The 20,599-nt window shown below is 39.8% G+C and carries 21 protein-coding genes and 1 pseudogene; 16 read left to right on the forward strand and 6 right to left on the reverse strand.

Features of this window, described 5'->3' with window-relative positions; genetic code table 11:
* The first annotated feature begins 14 nt into the window (after positions 1-14).
* Genes ACVWYG_RS09760 through ACVWYG_RS09775 form a run of 4 tightly spaced genes read left to right on the forward strand, consistent with a single transcriptional unit; the run spans position 15 to position 5,105 of the window.
* Positions 15-1,520 (forward strand): RagB/SusD family nutrient uptake outer membrane protein, encoded by a 1,506-nt coding sequence (locus ACVWYG_RS09760; RefSeq protein ID WP_457270014.1) that lies wholly within the window; start codon positions 15-17, stop codon positions 1,518-1,520.
* 28 nt (positions 1,521-1,548) lie between these two features.
* Entirely contained in the window at positions 1,549-2,604 is a 1,056-nt protein-coding gene (locus ACVWYG_RS09765; RefSeq protein ID WP_457270016.1) for a LamG domain-containing protein, read from the forward strand.
* Positions 2,604-3,944 carry a sugar porter family MFS transporter gene (locus ACVWYG_RS09770; RefSeq protein WP_457270017.1) on the forward strand — a complete coding sequence of 447 codons (1,341 nt, stop codon included), beginning with the start codon at positions 2,604-2,606 and terminating at the stop codon, positions 3,942-3,944. The genes ACVWYG_RS09765 and ACVWYG_RS09770 overlap by 1 nt, the downstream gene beginning before the upstream one ends.
* A 9-nt stretch (positions 3,945-3,953) precedes the next feature.
* Positions 3,954-5,105, forward strand: coding sequence for a glycoside hydrolase family 130 protein (locus ACVWYG_RS09775; RefSeq protein WP_457270018.1), 1,152 nt, complete (start codon positions 3,954-3,956; stop codon positions 5,103-5,105).
* A 292-nt stretch (positions 5,106-5,397) separates the two neighbouring features.
* Here ACVWYG_RS09775 and ACVWYG_RS09780 read toward each other — a convergent pair whose 3' ends face one another.
* Entirely contained in the window at positions 5,398-5,475 is a 78-nt protein-coding gene (locus ACVWYG_RS09780; RefSeq protein ID WP_457270060.1) for a DUF4982 domain-containing protein, read from the reverse strand.
* A 250-nt stretch (positions 5,476-5,725) separates the two neighbouring features.
* Positions 5,726-6,025, reverse strand: a complete 300-nt coding sequence (locus tag ACVWYG_RS09785; RefSeq protein WP_457270019.1) for a hypothetical protein — start codon at positions 6,023-6,025, stop codon at positions 5,726-5,728.
* 757 nt (positions 6,026-6,782) lie between these two features.
* Here ACVWYG_RS09785 and ACVWYG_RS09790 point away from each other — a divergent pair.
* From ACVWYG_RS09790 to ACVWYG_RS09815, 6 genes are all read left to right on the forward strand, one after another.
* On the forward strand, positions 6,783-7,433 hold the full coding sequence (locus ACVWYG_RS09790) for a DUF6266 family protein (RefSeq protein WP_457270020.1): 651 nt from the start codon (positions 6,783-6,785) through the stop codon (positions 7,431-7,433).
* A gap of 8 nt (positions 7,434-7,441) precedes the next feature.
* Complete coding sequence (locus tag ACVWYG_RS09795; RefSeq protein WP_457270021.1) at positions 7,442-7,693, forward strand: hypothetical protein; 252 nt, start codon at positions 7,442-7,444, stop codon at positions 7,691-7,693.
* A 133-nt stretch (positions 7,694-7,826) separates the two neighbouring features.
* The gene (locus tag ACVWYG_RS09800; RefSeq protein ID WP_457270022.1) at positions 7,827-8,312 is read left to right on the forward strand and encodes an RNA polymerase sigma factor; all 486 of its coding nucleotides are present in this window, start codon (positions 7,827-7,829) and stop codon (positions 8,310-8,312) included.
* On the forward strand, positions 8,296-8,886 hold the full coding sequence (locus ACVWYG_RS09805; protein ID WP_457270023.1) for a hypothetical protein: 591 nt from the start codon (positions 8,296-8,298) through the stop codon (positions 8,884-8,886). Before ACVWYG_RS09800 ends, ACVWYG_RS09805 begins: the two co-directional genes overlap by 17 nt.
* A 2-nt stretch (positions 8,887-8,888) precedes the next feature.
* A complete protein-coding gene (locus tag ACVWYG_RS09810) occupies positions 8,889-9,113 on the forward strand; it encodes a hypothetical protein (RefSeq protein ID WP_457270024.1) in 225 nt (74 codons plus the stop codon).
* Between the two features lie 165 nt (positions 9,114-9,278).
* A complete protein-coding gene (locus ACVWYG_RS09815; RefSeq protein WP_457270025.1) occupies positions 9,279-9,770 on the forward strand; it encodes a hypothetical protein in 492 nt (163 codons plus the stop codon).
* A 223-nt stretch (positions 9,771-9,993) separates the two neighbouring features.
* On the opposite strand, the gene ACVWYG_RS09820 is transcribed toward ACVWYG_RS09815, so the two are convergent.
* The 3 genes from ACVWYG_RS09820 to ACVWYG_RS09830 form a co-directional block, all read right to left on the reverse strand.
* Positions 9,994-10,215: a hypothetical protein gene (locus ACVWYG_RS09820; RefSeq protein WP_457270026.1), complete on the reverse strand. Its 222-nt coding sequence runs from the start codon at positions 10,213-10,215 to the stop codon at positions 9,994-9,996.
* A gap of 347 nt (positions 10,216-10,562) precedes the next feature.
* Entirely contained in the window at positions 10,563-10,781 is a 219-nt protein-coding gene (locus ACVWYG_RS09825) for a hypothetical protein (protein WP_457270027.1), read from the reverse strand.
* Between the two features lie 30 nt (positions 10,782-10,811).
* On the reverse strand, positions 10,812-11,816 hold the full coding sequence (locus tag ACVWYG_RS09830; RefSeq protein WP_457270029.1) for a phage integrase SAM-like domain-containing protein: 1,005 nt from the start codon (positions 11,814-11,816) through the stop codon (positions 10,812-10,814).
* Between the two features lie 1,375 nt (positions 11,817-13,191).
* Here ACVWYG_RS09830 and ACVWYG_RS09835 point away from each other — a divergent pair.
* Positions 13,192-14,580, forward strand: a complete 1,389-nt coding sequence (locus tag ACVWYG_RS09835; protein ID WP_457270030.1) for an ImmA/IrrE family metallo-endopeptidase — start codon at positions 13,192-13,194, stop codon at positions 14,578-14,580.
* A 10-nt stretch (positions 14,581-14,590) separates the two neighbouring features.
* On the opposite strand, the gene ACVWYG_RS09840 is transcribed toward ACVWYG_RS09835, so the two are convergent.
* Positions 14,591-16,408: a DUF6119 family protein gene (locus ACVWYG_RS09840; protein WP_457270032.1), complete on the reverse strand. Its 1,818-nt coding sequence runs from the start codon at positions 16,406-16,408 to the stop codon at positions 14,591-14,593.
* 325 nt (positions 16,409-16,733) lie between these two features.
* Between ACVWYG_RS09840 and ACVWYG_RS09845 the strand changes: the two genes are divergently transcribed.
* The 5 genes and pseudogenes from ACVWYG_RS09845 to ACVWYG_RS09865 form a co-directional block, all read left to right on the forward strand.
* On the forward strand, positions 16,734-16,934 hold the full coding sequence (locus ACVWYG_RS09845; protein ID WP_457270034.1) for a hypothetical protein: 201 nt from the start codon (positions 16,734-16,736) through the stop codon (positions 16,932-16,934).
* A 314-nt stretch (positions 16,935-17,248) separates the two neighbouring features.
* Positions 17,249-17,644 (forward strand): hypothetical protein, encoded by a 396-nt coding sequence (locus ACVWYG_RS09850; RefSeq protein WP_457270036.1) that lies wholly within the window; start codon positions 17,249-17,251, stop codon positions 17,642-17,644.
* 125 nt (positions 17,645-17,769) lie between these two features.
* Positions 17,770-18,858 carry a PIN domain-containing protein gene (locus ACVWYG_RS09855; RefSeq protein WP_457270038.1) on the forward strand — a complete coding sequence of 363 codons (1,089 nt, stop codon included), beginning with the start codon at positions 17,770-17,772 and terminating at the stop codon, positions 18,856-18,858.
* A gap of 133 nt (positions 18,859-18,991) precedes the next feature.
* Positions 18,992-19,201: a hypothetical protein gene (locus ACVWYG_RS09860; protein WP_457270040.1), complete on the forward strand. Its 210-nt coding sequence runs from the start codon at positions 18,992-18,994 to the stop codon at positions 19,199-19,201.
* Between the two features lie 174 nt (positions 19,202-19,375).
* Positions 19,376-20,377: pseudogene (locus ACVWYG_RS09865) on the forward strand (SMEK domain-containing protein); the annotation flags it as partial.
* Between the last annotated feature and the right edge of the window lie 222 nt (positions 20,378-20,599).

Raw genomic sequence — 20,599 nt, forward strand, 5'->3', positions numbered from 1 at the left:
TTAATTCTAGACAGATGAAAGCAAAGCACTTTATATTCTACAGCATACTCGTCCTATTATTTACATTTTCGGGTTGCAAAAAAATTCTCGATCAGCCGCTTCGCGGGCAATATGTAACCACAAATTTTTTCACAAATGACGCAAATACCGTCCTCGCGGTAAATGCTTGTTACAGCTCATTAACCTTTACCGATGCCTCCTCTAATGCGATATGGGTTTTGGGCGATGTGGCATCAGATGATGCAATTAAAGGCGGTAGCGCTGGCGACCAGGCAGATTTTCAATCCATTGGCGATTTTAACATCAATCCCAACAATTCTGCCGTTGAAGCAGTATGGAAAAGGTATTATCAGGGAGTTTTTACCTGTAACGTTGTTACTGATGGCTTAAGCACTGACAATACCGCTATTTCTACAACTGTAAAAGCACAAGCAATTGCGCAGGCACAGTTTTTACGTGCTTACTATTATTTTAATTTAACAGCAGCCTATGGAAATATTCCGTTGCATCTTAAAGTGGAGACTCCTGCTGAAGCACAGAAACCAGTTTCTACACAGGCAGAAATTTATGCTCAAATAGAAATAGATCTTACCGCCGCTATCGCCACCTTGCCAACCACTTGGACTGGCGCAGATCGAGGCCGCGCGACAAAAGGAGCTGCAATGGCATTGTTAGCTAAAACTTACCTTTTTGAACAGAAATGGGCACTTGCTGCTTCAACTGCAAAGGCTGTTGACGATTCTGGTAATTACAGTTTGCTGCCTGTGTTCGCCGATAATTTCAGAGCCTCTACTAAAAATAATGCCGAAGCAGTATTTTCGGTTCAACATCAATCTGGGCTGGTGCCCTTTCAAGGAAATAATCTTAACGTTTGGTTTGCGCCTCGACCACTTAACGGTTACGGTTTTTATTATCCTACACAAAGCTTGGTAGATAATTTCGAAAAATCACCTTCTGGTGTGGATGATCCGAGGTTAGATTACTCTATTGCCAGAACTGGGCATTCTTATTTCGATAAGGCGTTCGACCCCGCTTGGTCCTCCACCGGCTACTTAAGTAAAAAGCACAACCAACCCTTATCAGAGGTTCCTATTACTACAAAGGGCGATGGCAACCTCAATTACCAAGCCATTCGTTTTGCCGAAGTGCTACTGATAGAAGCTGAAGCATATAATGAGTTAGGCAACGGTGCCGGGGCGTTAGTGCCGTTAAACCGAGTTCGCAAACGTGCAAGAGAGAGTTTTTTATACGATACCACGTTGCCCGGATTCGGTGCGGTGCCCACAGGTTTGCTCCCCGATATCAGCACCACAAATCAAGGACAACTTCGTGACCTGATACGGAAGGAACGGAGGTCGGAATTGGCATTAGAGTTTCACAGGTTCTTTGACATTATTCGCTACGGGTCAGCTTACGCAAACGGTGTATTGAGCTACAAACCATTGTTTAATTTTAATAACAATAAGTTTTTTCCAATACCAGAGAGCGAAAGGCAAACCAATTTAAAATTAGGCTTGTAATTCATTGTAAACCATATTAACATTTGATATGAAAAAATTTAAAATTTCGATAACATTGATCATGATGATGATCGCGTTTACAGCCCTGATACAATCTTGTAAAAAAAATGCTGATAAACCCAACTACAATTCTGACAAGACAAAGTTAAGCCTTCAGATCGACAGCGCAACCGCAATTTACAGTGCGGCGATTGAAGGCAAGCAAGCTGGCGATTATACTGCCGGATCAAAAGCGGAAGTTAAAACCGCTATCAACCTTGCCGCTGCTGTTGTCACTGGCTCTTTTACTCAGCGGGAAGTAGACAATGCACTTGCTAACCTGGTGCGAGCGAAAAATGCATTTAGCACCAATCTGATTCAGGAAGTATCGCCGCAAAATTTGGTAGCTTATTGGAAGTTTAACGGAGACCCGATGGATGCAAGCGGTAACGGACATAATGGTGTACTTAAAACCAATTATGTTGGCACATCAGTAGCCAATGCCGCAGATGGGGGTACATTGCCGGTTTTAACTGCCGACAGGTATGGGACTGCTAACGGGGCTTACTTTTTTGACAAAGGAGCCTACGTGGAGATTCCTTACGATGCTTCCTTATACCCAAATAACTTTTCAATTAGCTGCTGGGTAAAGCCGGTTGCCGCAAGCAACGGGAACTATATTTTTTCGGTCGATCATTATTTTGGATACAAATTCCAGCTTCAAGGCAATAACTTCCCGTTCCTTACCGTGTCAACCGATGCAGGAATCCACGATGTTGATGACAACCCAGGTTCCGTAGCATTAAATGCTTGGAGTCAGGTAGTGGCTTCCTTTACCAATGGTGCCATCACTTTTTACATCAATGGTAAATTGATAAAATCGGTTGCGGTCGCAGGGAATCTTGCACCGCCAAAAACCATTGTCAATGTGTGCATCGGAAACGAACTCCCTAAAACTGCTTACAGCCTCACAGACACTTCAAGTCCTAACTATTTTTATGGTGCGAGCTACTTCATGGGTTCTTTAGACGAAATTCGCCTATACAATAAGGTGCTGAGCGCATCCGAAGTAAATTCTCTATATGTAATGGAAAGCCCGAACTAATGAAAAAATACACCATCCTTATATCAATAGTGGCTGCGCTTGGTGGGCTATTATTTGGTTTTGATACTGCGGTAATTGCAGGAGCTTTACAATACCTTAAACCATTATTCCAGCTTAATGATGCGCAGATAGGATTAGTAGTTGCTGCGGCATCACTTGGCTGTATCCCGGGCGCGTTGTTCGCTGGTAGGCTTGCAGATAGATTTGGGCGTAAACGTCTAATGATCGTTACTTCTATTTTATATATAATTGCCGCCATAGGGAGTGGTATTGCAGCAAGTTATGATCAACTGGTGATCTACAGATTGGTTGGTGGAGTGGCAATAGGAATGGCGTCTACCTTGGCACCTATTTATATCTCAGAAGTAGCTCCACCAAAATTTAGAGGTCGGCTGGGGATGCTACAACAACTTGCAATCGTCACAGGCATACTTTTGTCTTTTATTTCTAATTATCTTATTGTAAATTCACATTGGTCGGGCTTGAATAACGACAACTATTGGCGTTATATGCTTGCGGCAGCCGTTATACCATCGGTCATATTTTTTGTTTTACTCCTTTTGGTGCCAGAGAGTCCTCGATGGTTGGTTTCTAAGAGTAGGGCAGAAGAAGCAGAAAAGGTTTTCGGGAACATTTATTCTTCTGATGAAGGTGCCACGCAAGTGAAGCTGGTGGAGGATGACATTAGGTCAGAAAGTACTCCTGCTTTAGCAGATGTATTTACACCGCGTTTTAGGAAGGTGGTCATTATAGGGCTCGTGTTCGCCTCTATCGCTCAACTTACAGGAATCAACATTGTTTTTTACTATGCTCCTTTAATATTTGAGAAAACACATGTTGGAGGAAGTGTATTGTTCCAAACAGTGCTTACCGGCGTGGTTAACCTTATATTTACCTTGCTAGCCTTCCCGTTAATCGATCGGCTTGGCCGTAAAAAACTATTACTGGCGGGCTCTTGGATTATGGGCCTGTGTATGTTTGCCCTCGCGGCACTGTTTTATTTTAATTTGTTGGATAACTACCTTGTACTCATCACAATATTTGTATACATAGGCGGTTTCGCCTGTACTTGGGGCGTAGTACTATGGGTTTATGTTGCAGAAATTTTTCCAACTAAAATCAGAGGAACTGCAACATCTATTGCCGTATTTGGAAATTGGGTAGCCAATTCCATCGTATCACTCACGTTTCCGGTGATGCTTGCCGGGTTGGGAGCTGCATCTACTTTCGGGATTTATGGATTCATAAACATCAGTATGGTGCTATTTGTGAGTCGATATATTTTCGAGACTAAGGGTGTTCCACTAGAGCGTATTGAAGAACTGTACAAACAAATTTAACTATAACTTATGATCAGAAACTTTAAATCGCTTTGGATAATTGGCTTACTGCTGATTGGTGTTAACGGCTTTTCACAAACTACGATTAATAAACTTCCATCATGGGCGTTTGGCGGTTTTGTTAGGCCAGCGGGGGTAAATCCCATCATTTCGCCCGATACTTCATCAAGGTTTTTGGATCCCATAAGTAAAAAAATGGTTGCTTGGGAAGCCAATGATACTTTTAACCCTGGAGCTGCTCTAAAGAATGGCAAAATTGTAGTGCTCTACCGCGCCGAAGATCTTTATGGAATCGGAATCGGTTTTCGTACCTCCCGCCTGGGCTACGCAGAGAGTAGCGACGGACTTAATTTCAAGAGAAACGACAAGCCAGTGCTCTATCCGGCCAACGACATGGCCAAGAAATATGAGTGGCCAGGTGGTTGCGAAGATCCTCGAGTTGCTGTAACAATAAATGGCACTTATGTGGTCTTCTACACCGAATGGAATCGAGATGTGCCCCGCCTCGGCGTAGCCACATCGCGCGATCTCCTACATTGGAAAAAATTTGGTCCGATGTTTCGCACGGCATACAATGGCAAGTTCTTAAACATGGCGACGAAATCGGCTTCCATATTAACCAAGGTGGTAAATGGGAAACAAGTAATCATCAAGATAAAGGGTAAGTATTGGGTTTATTGGGGAGAACACCACGTTTATGGTGCAACGTCTACTGATCTTATAAATTGGGCGCCTGTGGTAGACAAAGATGGGAAATTGAAAGAACTGATCTCACCGAGACCAGGTTATTTCGACAGCGATCTAACAGAGTGTGGTCCCCCAGCCATTATGACAAGTAAGGGGATCATTTTATTTTACAATGGAAAGAACAAACCGGGTGAGGGACGCGATACCCGCTTTACTGCCAATTCTTATTGTGCAGGCCAGGCGTTGTTTAGCAGTAAAGATCCCTCGAAACCAATTACCCGTCTAGACCTTCCATTCTTACGCCCGCTAGCCCCCTTCGAAAAAAGTGGACAGTATGTCAACGGTACTGTATTTATTGAGGGTATGGTCTATTTTAAAAAGAAATGGTATCTCTACTACGGTTGTGCAGATTCGCGTGTTGCGGTGGCGATTTACGATCCAGCAAATCCGGCGCCTCCTGACCCCATAAACTAACGCTTTTTATTGACGTCTTAATTAAACAAGGCTCCTCTTATTGGGTAGCTTTGTTTAGTTAAATGCTATAGCGATGAAGTTTATTCCTATCCAAAAGATCTAAGATGATGACTGCAACATCTGCTTGGTTTGCTTTTAATGGTGGGTTTATGAGATTTTAGTTAAAGGGTTGTTCCACTGGCAGCCGTTTTCGCCATGTCAACCATTGTCTGCTATCTGTTGCTGTAGACCACAGCCTTATAGCGTGCCTTCTTGATAAATTACGTACCAACTTGAATACCCATTTTTGGCGTTATTTTTTTTTGCCTACACTCTTATCGTTTAAGAAAAGCTCCCCTTCTTGGACATCGCTGTGAAGCCAAACTGGAATCGCTTGACCTTCTTTTCCTTTCCAACTCTAATGCGGAAAAATATGGATGGTTGGTGTTTCTGTCCACCACGACTTCAGGTATTAATAATAATCTTTTGGGAAATCACATAAATCTATCCTACCGAAACGACACGGAACCGGAAGCCATCCAAATGGTGTTGGTTCTCCTCTAAAATCAAATCTTTCCCATTTAAACACACCACCTAGGTAGGAGCGCTTGGGGTAAATATTTTCCAACCTTCTTCTAAACTCAAAAAGTTGTCGTTTTGGGCGCTATCATATTTGGCAGCCTAATGTCTAGCAGTTCATCGTTTACAGGGAACTTTAAGCTTTGCATAAAAAGCCTAATATTTTTTACGATTTTATCCTCTATAGGATTGTAGCTGTTTACGCCGTTCATACACACTATCCACCGTTTCATACTTGGGCCTTCAAAAATATGGTTGATGTAATCGTCTATGAAGCTGATGATATCTTGCGGATTGTGCTTAAATAGGTTGAAGTCGTGTCCATATGACCGATTTAATCCAGATAACGTCCCAAATAACATAAAGCCCTCAGCATCTTTATAGATGGTGTTTACTTGGTTGTGCGATAAGCCTTTACCAAAATCTATATAAGGAAGATATTAGTTTTGTGGTTGGCCCTGCGCTACAGGAAAAAAGCAAAGTGCCACGCATAAAAACGCTAATAAATACCTAATAAAAGTTTATAGAGGGTTAGGTTATAACGGATCGGCAAATTACCTAAAATTTTTAGGCGCTTGAGATCAATTTGGAGAAGCGTATTAGTATCACCGTTCCAGGGAATGGTTGGGAAAGCGACCCTGCCGAAACATCAATTTAGCTCTTTTTGATCAGCGATTTTTTAACGCACGTGGAGGTGGTGCGGATGTGAAATGCGAGCGTTTCAAACCACCTCTATTTGAATCATACAATGGAGGGTAGAGGTTAAAAGGATTGCAATCGACTGATAAGACTATGCTCAAAATTGTATTTATCGCTCAGGCGGTGTTCGACTCAAGCGCCAAGCAAAAAGTCCCCCTGCTTTTGCTCCACGTTGGCAGGTGTTGGTTGTTTTAACAGGTGATCGCTGTCTCCACATTTCAATTTACCGGCTAAAATATTGCGCTTCCAACCGCCCTTGAGATCGCAATTTACCGGGTGTAAGACGGATGTTGGATGGACATTTGACGCAACTACGACATTGAGATCCGATTAACATCCGAATTGCATTCGTTTTAGGTTTGTTAAAGTCCCGATTTATAATTAACTTGTTTGTAATCAGTTTATTAAATAGATCTAATTATGGCGATTTTAAAAAATGGCATCAATGGTGCCTTTAGCGGTAAAGTGGGAAGCGTATATGGCTACGAGCGTTTTGGGCAAGCCTGCATTAGGGGCGCACGGAAGCCGAGCGCAAAAAACAAAGAGGGATCGGTGAAGCAACAGTTGTCGAGAAGTAAATTTAACAGGGCACAGGAGTTCTTGACCCACATCCTTCATTTTGTGCGCATTGGGTTTAACATAGAAAGTAAGAAGCGGCAGATGACTGCGCACAACCTGGCCAAATCCTACTTGTTAACTATCGGTTTTGATGAAGATGGGCTAATGGACTGTTCGAAAGTGTTGGTAAGCGCTGGAACTTTGATGGGGGCTGCCAACCCGGTGGTTTTAGTGAGTGATGAAGGTTTTCATGTACGCTGGGACACCGAGGGATATGAGGTATGGGAGCGAAATTCAGACCAAGTGATGTTACTCGCGTATATACCCGGTACAGCCTATCAAGAAACCATAACCAGTGGTGCCAAATGGAAAATGGGTAAGGAAACTTTGGCCATGGATGCTTCGTGGCTCGGAAAATCCTTTCATATCTGGATGGCGTTCATCGCTGAAGACCGTCAGAACATTTCTACAAGCCAATATTTAGGGGAGCATAGGTTCGGCACAGCGTATTAGTGTTTTGCATGCGTACCAATAAGGTTGTGTCTGCTGAAAAACTTACTCGAATTGAGATTTATGGAAGGGTTGGAACAGCCATTAGGTATATTCAACAACTGTTGGGCCACAGCAGTGGCCGTACCGGCATTGGATCTAGCACACTTTGTGTGGCCTATGCCCAAGACAAAGTGGGAATTATGACATTTGTTAATGATAATCTTAGTCACGACAACATATCAATTCTAAGCGATAATATTAAAGTTGCCACAATGGAATGATGAATTATTTAGTTACTTAAGTTTCCTTTTTTAAATTCTTGAAAGGGTTCAGCTGCACTGATTAAATTGATTGTAACATTCCATATAGTGTGGTATCTAACCCGGCATAAAAAGAAGGCAATTGTATCAGCCAGTGAATGTAATAATGTTTGAGGAAATATATAACCGCTACGCTTCGCAAATATTCAGGGTTTGTCTAGGATACACAAATGACGCTGATCAGGCTAAAGATCTAGTGCAGGAAACTTTTATCTCCGTGTGGAAAAATCTGCCTAGCTTCCGTTACCAGTCAGAGATCAGTACATGGATATTCAGGATCGCCACCAATAACTGCCTGCGTGCTCTAGAAGTTGCGAAGCGAATGCCCACTGCAGAACTTCCTTATAATTTAGCCGAAACAGTCGAGGAGTCGTCGGAGGAAAAACTTAAAATGTTATACAGTTATATTTCAGAACTGGAAGAAACAGACCGCATCATCATCTCGCTGGAATTGGAGGGTTTGCCGCAGGCAGAAATTGCTGCAGTTGTAGGGCTGAGCAACGGAAATGTAAGAGTAAAAATTCATAGAATAAAAGAAAAATTAACTCAAAAATTTCAAGCGAATGGACAATTTAGATGATTTGAAAGCTGTATGGCACACCGCAAAAACTGATAGATTGCTTACTGCAAAGGAAATGGTAAAATTAATAAGCACATTTCGAAATCAGAAGCTCAGAAACAAATGGTTAATGATTGTTTCATGCCTACTATTCTCAAGCTTGATAATTGCCGTTCTATTATTTGTCAATTTTAGGCTGATTACGACTTATATAGGTGGTGGATTAATGGTTACATCAGGACTTTTAGTTGCTGCCACGAATATGAGATCCCTCAAACGTTTTAAACAACTTGACAACTGTAGTAATCTGGAATTTATTGAGTTCATTGAGCAAACCCGTCAGAACCAGAAGTACTATTATAAGAAAACAATGGTTAGCGTAGTTGCGCTATGCTCGGTTGGCTGGCTGATGTACGTATACGAGCTTATTTCAAAGTATCCTATTTGGCTTTTCCCTACTTACACTGTAGCAGTTATCTATCTGGCTGTTTTATGGTTTGTAATACGCCCACGGTCGTTTAATAAAGATGCCGCTAAGTTAGAGGCTACTCGTAAAAAAATGGAAACTATATCAAAACAACTTAAAAACATATAAATATGAAACGTCACACCATTCCCAAATCTGCAAAGGCTTACCTAATCATCGGATTAATGTTCACAAGCCTTACGCCAATTTTCAGCCGATATTATCCAATACCTGATCTATTTAAAGGATTTATAACGGGCTTAGGACTCGCTCTTGAGGTTATTGCAATAATTAAACTTCAGCGAATTAGAAAAGATGGTATTTGCAAGGCATCTAATACTCAAGAGTCTTATTAATTTTTTTTCTGCGGGAAAAGGAGGTTGATTATCCATATTACATTCACTATTCCCTGGGGTTCCTAAGATTGTCCAATTTTCAATTTCCGGTATTCGCCGTGTAACGGTAAATTTCTTTCTGGTAAACAAAAAAGCGTAACTTGGTTTATATAAAGATTTTTAGACATGAAAAATAAAGTGTACCTGTTATTCATATCGATTGCTGTATTATCCTGCAAAAAGAAAAATGATCCAGAGCCAATACCCGAATCGTTTCCCTCTGTGGTTACAGGAAAACTTTATGGCACTTCCTTCACTACAAAAGTATCAATGCATAAAAACACGAATTTCTATTACGATGATTACAAAGTAGAAGATTTGTTTAACATCTATCTTTCTGCTGACGGGACGAAAAGCTGTACAAATGAAAATAAGGAGTTTTCAGTAAGATTTACTGTACCTAGAAAGGTTGGCATTTATACCTACATTCCCTTACTTGTCAAAGACCCTAACGATCCTACCGGTAATGATGGATTTTTAATTTATTCATCAAGCTCAATGGTGGAGATAACTGCAATAACGGCAGAAAAAATAACCGGAAAGGCAACTCTTATTGACAATAAATTGAACACAAATACATCCATAAAAGGAAATTTTGAAGCGAGTATCTGTAAATAGCTTACACCTTAGCTTCTACAAATATGATTTTATTATTCCTTCTGCAACATTAGAAAAATTTCATAGTGTTCTGTGTTTGGATGTACCCGGTCCAAGTGCGGGTCTGCCTCGGCTCCGGTGGTTTTTTCATCTAATGATAGTATCCAAAAAGCTTATTTTTTTAAATGTCTTTGTTTAGCTATTACCGCAATGGGTCAAAAAGATAAAGTGCTACGAGAAACTCCTATCCTGATATCAATGGTATATTTATGTCCAGAAACAGTACTTTTTTTTCATCCGTGGGATCATTGTCTGAGTTATTTCTTATAAATTCTAACCTTTCACTCGGAACTGTAAAGTGATCTGTATTCACTTTTTCAAATGGATTTTCAAGAATCCTTTCAGAAATGAAATTGCGCATTGGGTCATCGTCAATGAGGAGAAATCTTTTTAATGCGTGGTTCATCTTATTTTAACTAGCTGAGCCCGGTCCTGTTGACCCAAAGCGAAATGTTTAGTGGAGTTTTGATCTGGTTCCTCTCGTTGCTTTTTCAGGAGGTACTTTACCGCTATTTGCTCCTTTTCTTGAAATGTGAGCAGCGCTAGCGAACATCAATGCACCTACTGCAACTATTAATAACTCTTTTTCATGCTATTTATAGAATAAGTTGTGTCCTATAACCTGCCGAAAGGGTGCGCGTTACTTATTGAGCTAATAGGATCTATTTCATGATGTGTGGATTTACTTTAAAAGGTCTCGGCCATTTTTGAGCGTGGCACGTATTTCATTCCTATAAAATCAATATCGGCGCTTTACGATTCTTTAAGGTCATTGACGTTGATTTTTTGCGCAACAAATTTCCCCATGAGTGGAGCCATATCTTCGCTCACTTTTTTATCCAATACTTTAGCATACAATTGAGTGGTGCGTGTATTGGTGTGTCTGAGCATCTTCGAAATGCTTTCGATAGGCACGCCATTCATCACAGTTACAGCAGTCCCGAAAGTCCGTTTGGCTATCCTATTGCCCAATGTTTTATTGATTCCTGAAATAGCTGCAATTTAAATGAGGTATTCGTTCATCTTTTGATTGCTGGAAATAGGTAAGGCCCTGTCGTTGCTCAGGCAGGAGGGGTGACCTTTGTATTTATCCAGAATGCTTGCCGCTATCGGCAGCAATGGAATTGCCGCTCTTGTATTGGTTTTCTTTCTGTAGGTAAATATCCAGCGTTCCCCATCAACCCCAATACCAATGTCTACCAGTTTAAGTTTTTGAACGTCCGCATAGGAGAGCCCGGTATAACAACTGAATAGAAAAAAGTCACTGACCTGCGATAGTCTTCCAGTAGTAAACTGTTTTTCGGTGATCTTCTGCAATTCATCTGCGGTCAGGTATTCTCGATGGGCAGGTTTGGATTTCAATGTATGACCGAAGAAGGGGTCAGTGCTTATCCACCTATATTGTCGACAGATGCTCACTATCTTTTTAAGGTTTTTAACATGTTTGTTTGCGGTATTGGTATCATTTTCCTTAACCGTAGGGAGGTAGAAGTCAAAACCATCTATAAACTCATGGTCTATGCGCTTTACATTAAGGTCTGTCCTGTTGTATTTGTAGGCTATGTAATTAGTTACGTGTCTATCTAACACCTCAAATCTGTTAAGCGTCCCTTGAGCATATTCTTCTTTCTCCACCAATGCTCTCATTTTCACATTGTGGTTTTTAATTGCTTCGAGAATTGTATGCGTTTTTTCTTCTTTGCCCAGATAACAACATTTAATGCTATCAGCCGTTATTTCTTTCCCGTCGACACTTAGCGAGGTATGGGCTGCATAAACCTCGGCTTTTATATTATCCAGATGTGCATTTAGGATTTTAACATCTTCCCTTGTTCCAACCACTTTTCCTGCTCTTGCATTCCACCGCTCTGGTTCGCAGTTTCTGCTCGTGGACATTTCCGCACGAACCCCGTCCACGGTAATTCTTAAAAAGATAAAGTAAACAGCCCCTTTTGTGTAGTTTTTTGGCTTTTTTAAAAAGAAAAGCACGCTAAAATTAGTTTTCATAACGATAACATTAAGGTTAAACACCCGAGCCCGATTTTCGGGCAAGGGCTGCATCGCCATTAAAAACAATTAATTGACGATGCAAATTTAGCTTTGCAGTTTTATTCTAACAAGATGTTCATCTATTGAACTAGCTTACTTTCAATGTTTTAGTGCGAATTCGGGGAGTTTGGTAATATCGAGAATGACTCCCCTAATGACGCACATTTTATTTGCGAATTGGTGCATATTCTGGTATTTCTGGTAAAAGCAAAAACCCTGAAATCATTTGATTTACAGGGTTTTAGTTTTCTTTGATGTTGCTTCTGGTGAACCTTACTGACATTTTCTCGAACCTTTTTGTTTCAGATTTAAAGCGGATAATTATATTGGCTGATGAATTGAAGGAAGAGGAATAATACACTACCCTAGTAGAGAATTTGCAAAAATCTCTACTAGGGTAAATTTTAAATTGTATAAATTATTTTGTTTGACCAACATAGCTCATCGAATTTCATCGTTTTCTACATATTTATTTGGTTCAAAAATGTTCATCTGACACTCTAAAATAAGTGTAAGTTTATATTGGTTCATTGCATAATCATAACCCAGATCGTACAAATATCGAATACCTTTATTGAAGATTGCATGGGAATTAGTGTCAGAGGGTTATTTTAAATTAACTTTTTAATAGTTTGAGACATTTTTATGCATTTTTGCCTCAAGCTTTTCTCGTGTCCATTTATAAAACAATTAAAAACTAAGGGGAAAACTTGAACTATTCGATTTTAATGAAGTAAGGTGTAAAAGAAAACGGAGGCATTCTGCTCTTGACTACCTAACTCCCTGATTAAAAATAATACAGAAGCTGCCTAAAGCGTCTCTACTTTCATTACAATTACAGTAGCAACTCCAGTTATGGGGGTGGCGATGGATACGATTTTGTCTCAGGCGGAGTATCTGCTTTTGGGAACGGACTTAGGGGAAGGCGATCGGGTTTGAACTAGGGTCACTGTGTGATCCGTTGCCGAAAAGGATATGGCAGGGGCACAATGGCGTCCATGACCAGTAGCAGATCAGCTGTTTGCTCCTCTGATGTTTTTTCCATAGGCTATGGTAGTCTGTCGGCTTAAATGGGGTTCTCACTTTGGTTACGTGTTATTAACGGTGAGAACGTGGTTTTGTTGGGCAGTTTGTCCAAATGTTTAGCACAGAATGGGATGATATTTGCACAAATAAGTTTGAGATATGTACAATTAGCTGGTTATATAGACCAGGCTTGATTGGTTGCCGAAATACTAACTTTTTTATCAATCGCTATTGTGGAAAAATAACTTGTTACTCGTCAATAAGTTGAAAAGTAAAATTATTATTTTTACGAATATAATTAGCAAACATGAATACAGTTCAAAAAGGTGATGTCTTAGAGGAAGCGGCATTTATGATCATTGACGAAGCGGTAAGGTCTGGCAGGCTTGGGATTAATCCGGATTTTTGTAAGGTAAGGAGTAAAGTTCCCTACTTTTCAAAAGATAGGAACAGTAATATCATATTTGATCTTAGTATCGAACTGAAGTTGGCTGGCGCAACCGATTTGCATTTACTTTACCTGATTGAATGTAAAAACTATAATAGTTTAGTTCCTGTGAGCGACGTTGAGGAGTTCATTTGCAAGATCCAACAGGTTGCTGGATTAAATGTTAAGGGGATATTTATGACAAATTCGGACCTTCAGTCCGGTGCATTTAATCTGCTTAAAAGCAAAAGAATGATGTGGATAAAGGTTGACGGGGATGTCGGGGATATCATCCTTTACAATAAATCAAGAAAACCTACAAAATCATGTGGGCCCAAGGATAGAGCTTGGAGTGATGAAATGAGTAAGATTGAGGAAATCAAGGATCTCTATTCAAATGAGGACGTTCAGCTTAACCCTGAAAACGTAGATTCAATCATAAGTGAATTCTTATTGACGGAACTCAATGCGAGTGTCAACTGGTTTCCAGGAGAGGAAATAAGCAGCCTTGAGTTCCTTTCAAAAGAGAGCTTATCTGAAATGAGCCAAAATATTTTGAATTCCTTTTATGGGGGCCTGATCGAAAACGTCAAGACCGTACGAATCGATTCCTTTATGGGATTTATAACAAGAACCTACGGTGTCAAGTTTTTGGTGGACGTTCCATTTCCCATGGAAATGTCGAACGAAAACGGTTATTTCAATAGGAGGGAAAAGACGATACATGTAAATCCAGAGCTGGCGGGGACGGGGCAGTTCGCCTTTGTTGTCATGCACGAAATCTGCCATTTTATCTTGCATTCGAAAACAAGGATTTTCCGCAAGGATTACGAGGAAACTGCCGACTCTAAATTTGATAACTCCACGGGCAGGTATGTTCTTGAAAAAGAAAAGCATTGGATCGAATGGCAGGCCAACTATCTGGCATCGTGTCTTTTGATGCCACGGGTTTCTTTGATGTGGAAGCTGGTAGAGTGGCAGATGAATAATGGCATAAGCAAAATTGGTTCTCTTTGGGTTGACGATCAGGAATGCAATATCTTGGCCTATCAAAAGGCAATGACCATACTAGCCTACGAGTTTGGTGTAAGCAGAGGTATTTTGGAAATTCGAATGGCAGACCTTGGAATGGTCCGGTATAAAAACGAGCGCAGGAAGAGATATTATAGATCTTTTGGAGCAGAACGGCACGCTAGACCAATCGGTAGTGTGATTAGGTATTGGGCAGATAATTATCTAAAGAACTTTAATGACATTTCGAACAGCTGATAATCAGGGGTTAACAGTTTTGCCTCTCGATCTGGTACGTTTTGAAATCTCCATATAGCGTTCGTACTTCGCTTGAACACGTCGTTAGCGAAAATTTGGCAATGTTCGAGGTATATCTGGACAGGTTTTCTGAAATAGAGGGGTCGTCCTCGAATTGAGACGCTGTTGCAAAAACATAGGTTATCCGGCTTTCAAAGAACATTTCAGTAAATTCGCTTTCAGAAAGATTGTTCACAGATCTCCCTTTGGCGAGTATAGAATTGTAGACCTTTTTAAAATATGCGCTGTTTTTTGTTGCGATTGCCTCACTGACCCTTCTGCCACTGATCAAAATTTGGTTGGTAAGTTCCCTGACCCGCGCTGTGAAGCTGTGTTTAATGTGGATCAGCATTAGTTCCTCGCCATTGCGATAAATGATATCACATAACTCTACTCCATCGGGGGTAATCGTATCCATGACGAAATAGTCAATGCGTCCATCATAGGACTCATTGTACTCGCCCTCGTCCAGCAAAGAAGTCGAATTTGGCTTTTTCTGCCATGGGATATTTAATATGCCGTTCTGCAGTTTGGTGCTCTTCAGCACTGCGCTGGTCTGGCTGGCCAGGCTTTTGCAGAATGCGTCCTTTAATTTGTACCATTTGGTATCGATTAAAAACACAGGCTCTTTGTTGATATTGAACTCAGCATTGAAGTGGAACAGAAATCCACTACTGGTTGTATTTTTGGTTCCAGTATAGCAATGAACCCTGACGCCACGCAGGTAAAAGAGGAATGATTGTTCGTTGTTTCCATGAAGCTCATAACCGCGTAGCACTATTGCTTTGACGATTTCATTCTTGTCGTGAAGAGTTGCGAAAATTTCGTGCTTATCGTCTTTGCCCTTTTCCTTTAACTGGTATGTTTCTGCCTCATAAAAGGCCTCAATGTTATTAGGACTGCAGAAATCATATTCAAAATGCGCATCCATATTCTTCGCTGTGCCCTGGAAAACTGGGATATAGTTAAAAATTCGGCTAACTAGTTGCATCTGAAGATCATCGATGACCACTTTGTCCCGTACCTGGATGTAGGAGCTTAATAATTCTTGGGGGGCGATGCCCTTGATGACAAGTAGCTCCCTGATAATCTGGTCGAGTACATCGAAACTGACCTGTTTGTTTACCCTAAAGGCTTTCCCGACACTGATATTTAAACGATCGCCTGATTTTTGCAAAAGAAAATCAAAGTGCTCATTACTTGTCTCTTTATCAAGTTTGATATTTAGTTCCTTTGGTATCTTTCCGAACTGAAGGTAGTTTATCATCTTGTACTTGTCCCTGAACTGTTCGCTGACGCCAATCTGCTGGCCTATGATTCTTCTTGACTTGGTAGAGAAAGCTTCGTCATTTTCGATTGATATAATCCTGTCGTAGATATCAAGGCCAAACTCGTGGTCAATCACCCCGACGATAATTGGATAGGCATTTCCGCCAACCACGGCATATATGTCGTGTTCGGTTTCGATAAAAAGTATAAGTGATAACTTTGTCTGTTTGAACATTTCGGGACTGGACTTTAACTGCTCAGGAAGAAAACTAGCCCATTCAGAAGTCTTGTCTGGTACCGAGTGCAGGTACAGGAAATAGGTGATGTCATCCTTGACAAAACTATCTAATTCCAGGTTTTCTCTCTTCAATGGCCAGCCGAATTTTCCGTAGGCCAAACGAATAATCTTTTTTAAAACATCAAGAATGTTGGCTATGCCTTTTAGATCGCGATGATCGTTATCGATCTTAAAAATTTTCGGTAGAATGGTCATTTGAGAGCGGAGTTGAGAGTGCAGCATTAAAGCTGGCAATTAAATCTTGCTTTTGCAACTATTTGCTTGTACAATTTACGAAGGACCAGTTTGTGACACTTTAGTGTGAGGCCATTGTGACCTTGATTGGGGATTTAGGAGGCACAGACCATATCGGTTATCAAAATAGAGACAGTCCAATTCGTTAATAATTGACCATATTATTAATTTAACTGTTAATGCAGTACAATTATTTTCTATTTTTAAAAAATGTTCAGTCCGCCACGGAATTTAATGGTCTATGTAGTTAAATCTACACAGAAAGACTTATTCACATTAATTATTAACTGGGCAAAAAATACGAAATCGTTATATGATAGCAACAGAAATCTCAATTACCGTAAATCGAGAATCAGACATTACTTTGGTACAACAAAAAATTATCGAGAAGAAAATGCGTTTTCCGGTCTACATACTTGAGTACGAATTTAGCTGCCAAATAAACTTTAAAAGTGATTATGAAGAGTGGGAATTGGATAGCGCAATACTTGAATGTTTCCCAGAATATGGCTAAACTACCGATCTTGAAAAAGGACGGAAAGAAATTAGAATTCAGATATCCAGATACCAGTCTGAATATTCTACAGATGGCTGGGGACAACCAATAGAAAATCCTCTGAATGAAACAAAATATCTGATCCGAAAATCAAACAAAAAAGCTGAAAAATTCAGTCCTAGAATAAAAGTCTTATTTGAAGACAGAGAGCAATATTACCATGTTAATATAGTTGATGGCATAAACAAAGCGAACAACGAGAAAGGCTTCTTGTTATTAGATAATTTCAAGAATAATAATGAAGATAACAGTGGGCAGATTTTACCTCCTATTTGGAAGATAAAAAGGAGGCGATAAGGGAGCTACAGAAGACACCACGTAAGACTATCAGAGACTTTGTTAATGCGTGCAATAGGGGTAAAGAAATTGATGTTTTGAAAAACCTTGCAGATAACTTCATATTTGAGCGCAGAAAAAATTGGCAGAATATTACTAGAACAGAAGGAACCGCTGAATTCAAAGCCTATTTAAACTCTCCAGATCAACGATTGTATGGTAAAAACTTCAAGATAAGATCATCTTGGGACTTTAGTATGCCCACAGTAACCATTGGCGTAAAATATTTTCCTATATCTGAAGTTTCTCAAATAAAGCCCATCCAAAAGTTTGGTCAGATTAAGTTTAATCTGGAAGATAATAAGATTGTGAATATTGTAGATGAAAGTTAAAATTTTTTAAGCTCAAAAATCTTCAAGGTAAGTTTTAGAATTTGTTCTTATCATTCTTTTAAGCGACCTTGTGGTAATTTATTTCCAAATTGAAAATTATAAATTACGCGAAGGAGAGTACTATCTTGGAATTAAAGGGAAAAACAGTTTTTATTGATTCTTCGGTTTTCATAGGCCAGAATTTTCTTCATGGCACAGTTATTAAAACCTTTTTGAACCCAGTCTATAAGGATTATTTTAATATTGTAATGCCCAAACTAACGGTGAATGAGATAAAGGCAAATTTCAAAAGAAGAGCTGAGCGAGCTATAGAAAAACACGGGCAATTGATTAATAACAAATCTCTTGATGAACATGGAAAGAAAATAAATATCGATATTCTGAAAAACAGTGGGGCAGCCAGGGATTTAATAAAACGGATGCCAAAGCTTTCTGTTTTGGTTGATGAGTTTTCTAAGACTTTGGATAATGTGTTGGATAATGCCGATGTTATTATTTTAGATTACCCGACAATCGACACTACCCAGATTTTTGACGACTATTTCAATTCCAGACCGCCATTTGGAGCTGCTGACAAGAAGAGCGAATTCCCTGATGCATTTGCTATCGCCCAGATTGAGCAATATGGGATAGACGAGGGTAAGGATATTTTTGTCTTTTCAGAGGATAAGGATTTCCATTCACTGGGAAGTGGTTCACTAAGTATTGTAAAGGATTACAAGCGTTTTATTGAGGAACTATTGGGCGTAAGCAGGTCTAGGAAACTCGAAGAGATCATTGAAAAGAAGGGCAAGGACCTAGACAAATATGTTATATCGTGGTTGGAGGATGAGCTCAACGATGAAAGTATCTATATAGATATTGTTAATTATATGGAGATATATGGCATCACAATCAATTCGACAGAGGTAATCGACCGAAAGTTTGAGGTCGTGGGGGGTGATAAAGAAACCTTTGAGGTGGAAGCCATTTTGGAGATTAAAGTTGACGTGTCGGTTCAGATTGATGATGAAGACACTGGCATCTATGACAGCGAAGATAAAGTAATGTTATTTCGTGAACAAACGGATATGGGAATACAACAAACTGTTGAAATTCCTGTACTAATGTCTTTTTATATCGTCGATGGTGAAGATTTCGATGAAGAATTTGAGGTTATTGAATATAACAAGGGTAAAAGCCTAGAACTTGAACGGCCGGATTATTATTCTTAAATATTTATGTTCCAGAAAATTATGAAAGACCGACAATTATGAGTGACTTAAAAAAACGACAACATTATGGTGGGCGACATTTTCTTCCGCCTTGGGTATAGAATGAAATATTTCCCTTTTAATCTTTATTTAAATGCTTCCGCTCTCATTCATAGACGCCAAATTGTGGAAGCAGGATCACGCGGCGTATTTGAAGAAAGAGGAAATTGAGCTAATCACAGAACTGGATTATATAAATGAGAATATAGAACATTATTATGGACTCACGAAGCAAGAACAAACCTTGACTGAGACGTTGAACTCAATCTTAGAAAAAAATCTAGGAAATTTTGACGAAGTTTAATGCATCCCATAGTGAATTTGAAATCGCTGCAATAAAAGGCATTGGAGAAGCCCTCGCACCATGGTGACGCAGAGGAACTTGAGAAAAATAATTTAGGTGAAAATGACACAGAGAGAAATTGATTTAAAGGCTATTATACGAGAATTTTCGATTTGAGAACGCGAGCTTACCAACCATTCTTCTTTAAATCTTCAAGACGGAAATATTATATCGGAATACGTAATCTGCGAGATTCTTAACTGTATTTTCGGTTATAGGCTAAAAAACCTAAATGCAACCGCAGGCAACCAAGCCGCTATTGACCTAGGCGATACGGAGAATGGTATCGCCTATCAGATTACAACGACGAGTAGCGTGAGAAAGATTCAAGACACACTCGAAAAATTTATCAAGCATGATCAGGATAAAATCTTTGAGAATGTTTATATTCTGATCCTGGGACAAAGGCAAAAGAGCTATCCATCTTTAAAAATACCCGAATCACTCAATTTTGAGACCTCAACAAACGTATTAGATTTTAGAAGTCTTATCTATCATATCAATTTCCTACCTAGCTCTAAATTATCTGAACTCAAAAGAATTGTGGTGTCTAGTCTGGCAGTTAATTACAAAAACAGCCAGCCCAGGTTAGTTGACCGTCAAAAAAAAGCGCTAGCGATGAAGAAGAAAGTTTATAGAGATTTTTTAGACCATGAGACGATATCGGAAAATTTCAGAAGGCGTACTTTTGCAAAACGGACCTGTTTTAATTTTGGAAGCGCAATAGTTAGGCAGGTAGGTGATAGGATGTTTCCAGATGCTGACCCTGAAAAGCCTTCCTGGGCAAAAATGGAATTTTATAATCTGTATGATTATGGAGTGGAATTTATAGGCCATGGCGGTAATCTTATCGTTGATCCGCAAGGCTATTGGGACGTTCTAGGTCCTGATGATAACCGAAGATCAAAATCGCTTTATAAAAAAACGCACGCTAACACTTTTTGCCGCCTGGCCTTTGAGGATATTGAGACTTATGATCTTGCTCCTGATGTGTACTATGGTTATCCGACAATTTATTGTGAGTTCAAGCATGATGGCTGGCCATTTGAGCAAGTCCTGTTTGGAAACATGGGGCAGGAAAAAGATTTCTATCCAACTTACTACTTTGATGAGAAAAAACGGAAAAATTTGCTTTAAAAAAGCCTCAATCACAAAGCGATATTTGACTTCCCGTATTTAACCCGTACAAATCAGAAATTACATTATATCTGTGTATGCTTGGTGGATGAGTAGTAAATTACTCAAATCTAAGAGATGTATGAACATCGTAAAGGATATACTGAAAAGTTTTTTAGGCCGCTCACCTGAATATGTCATCTAAAAAGCAATACAGAATTGCTTCTAGCAAGTGAGCTATTG

It is taken from the genome of Pedobacter sp. UYEF25 (genome assembly GCF_054061655.1).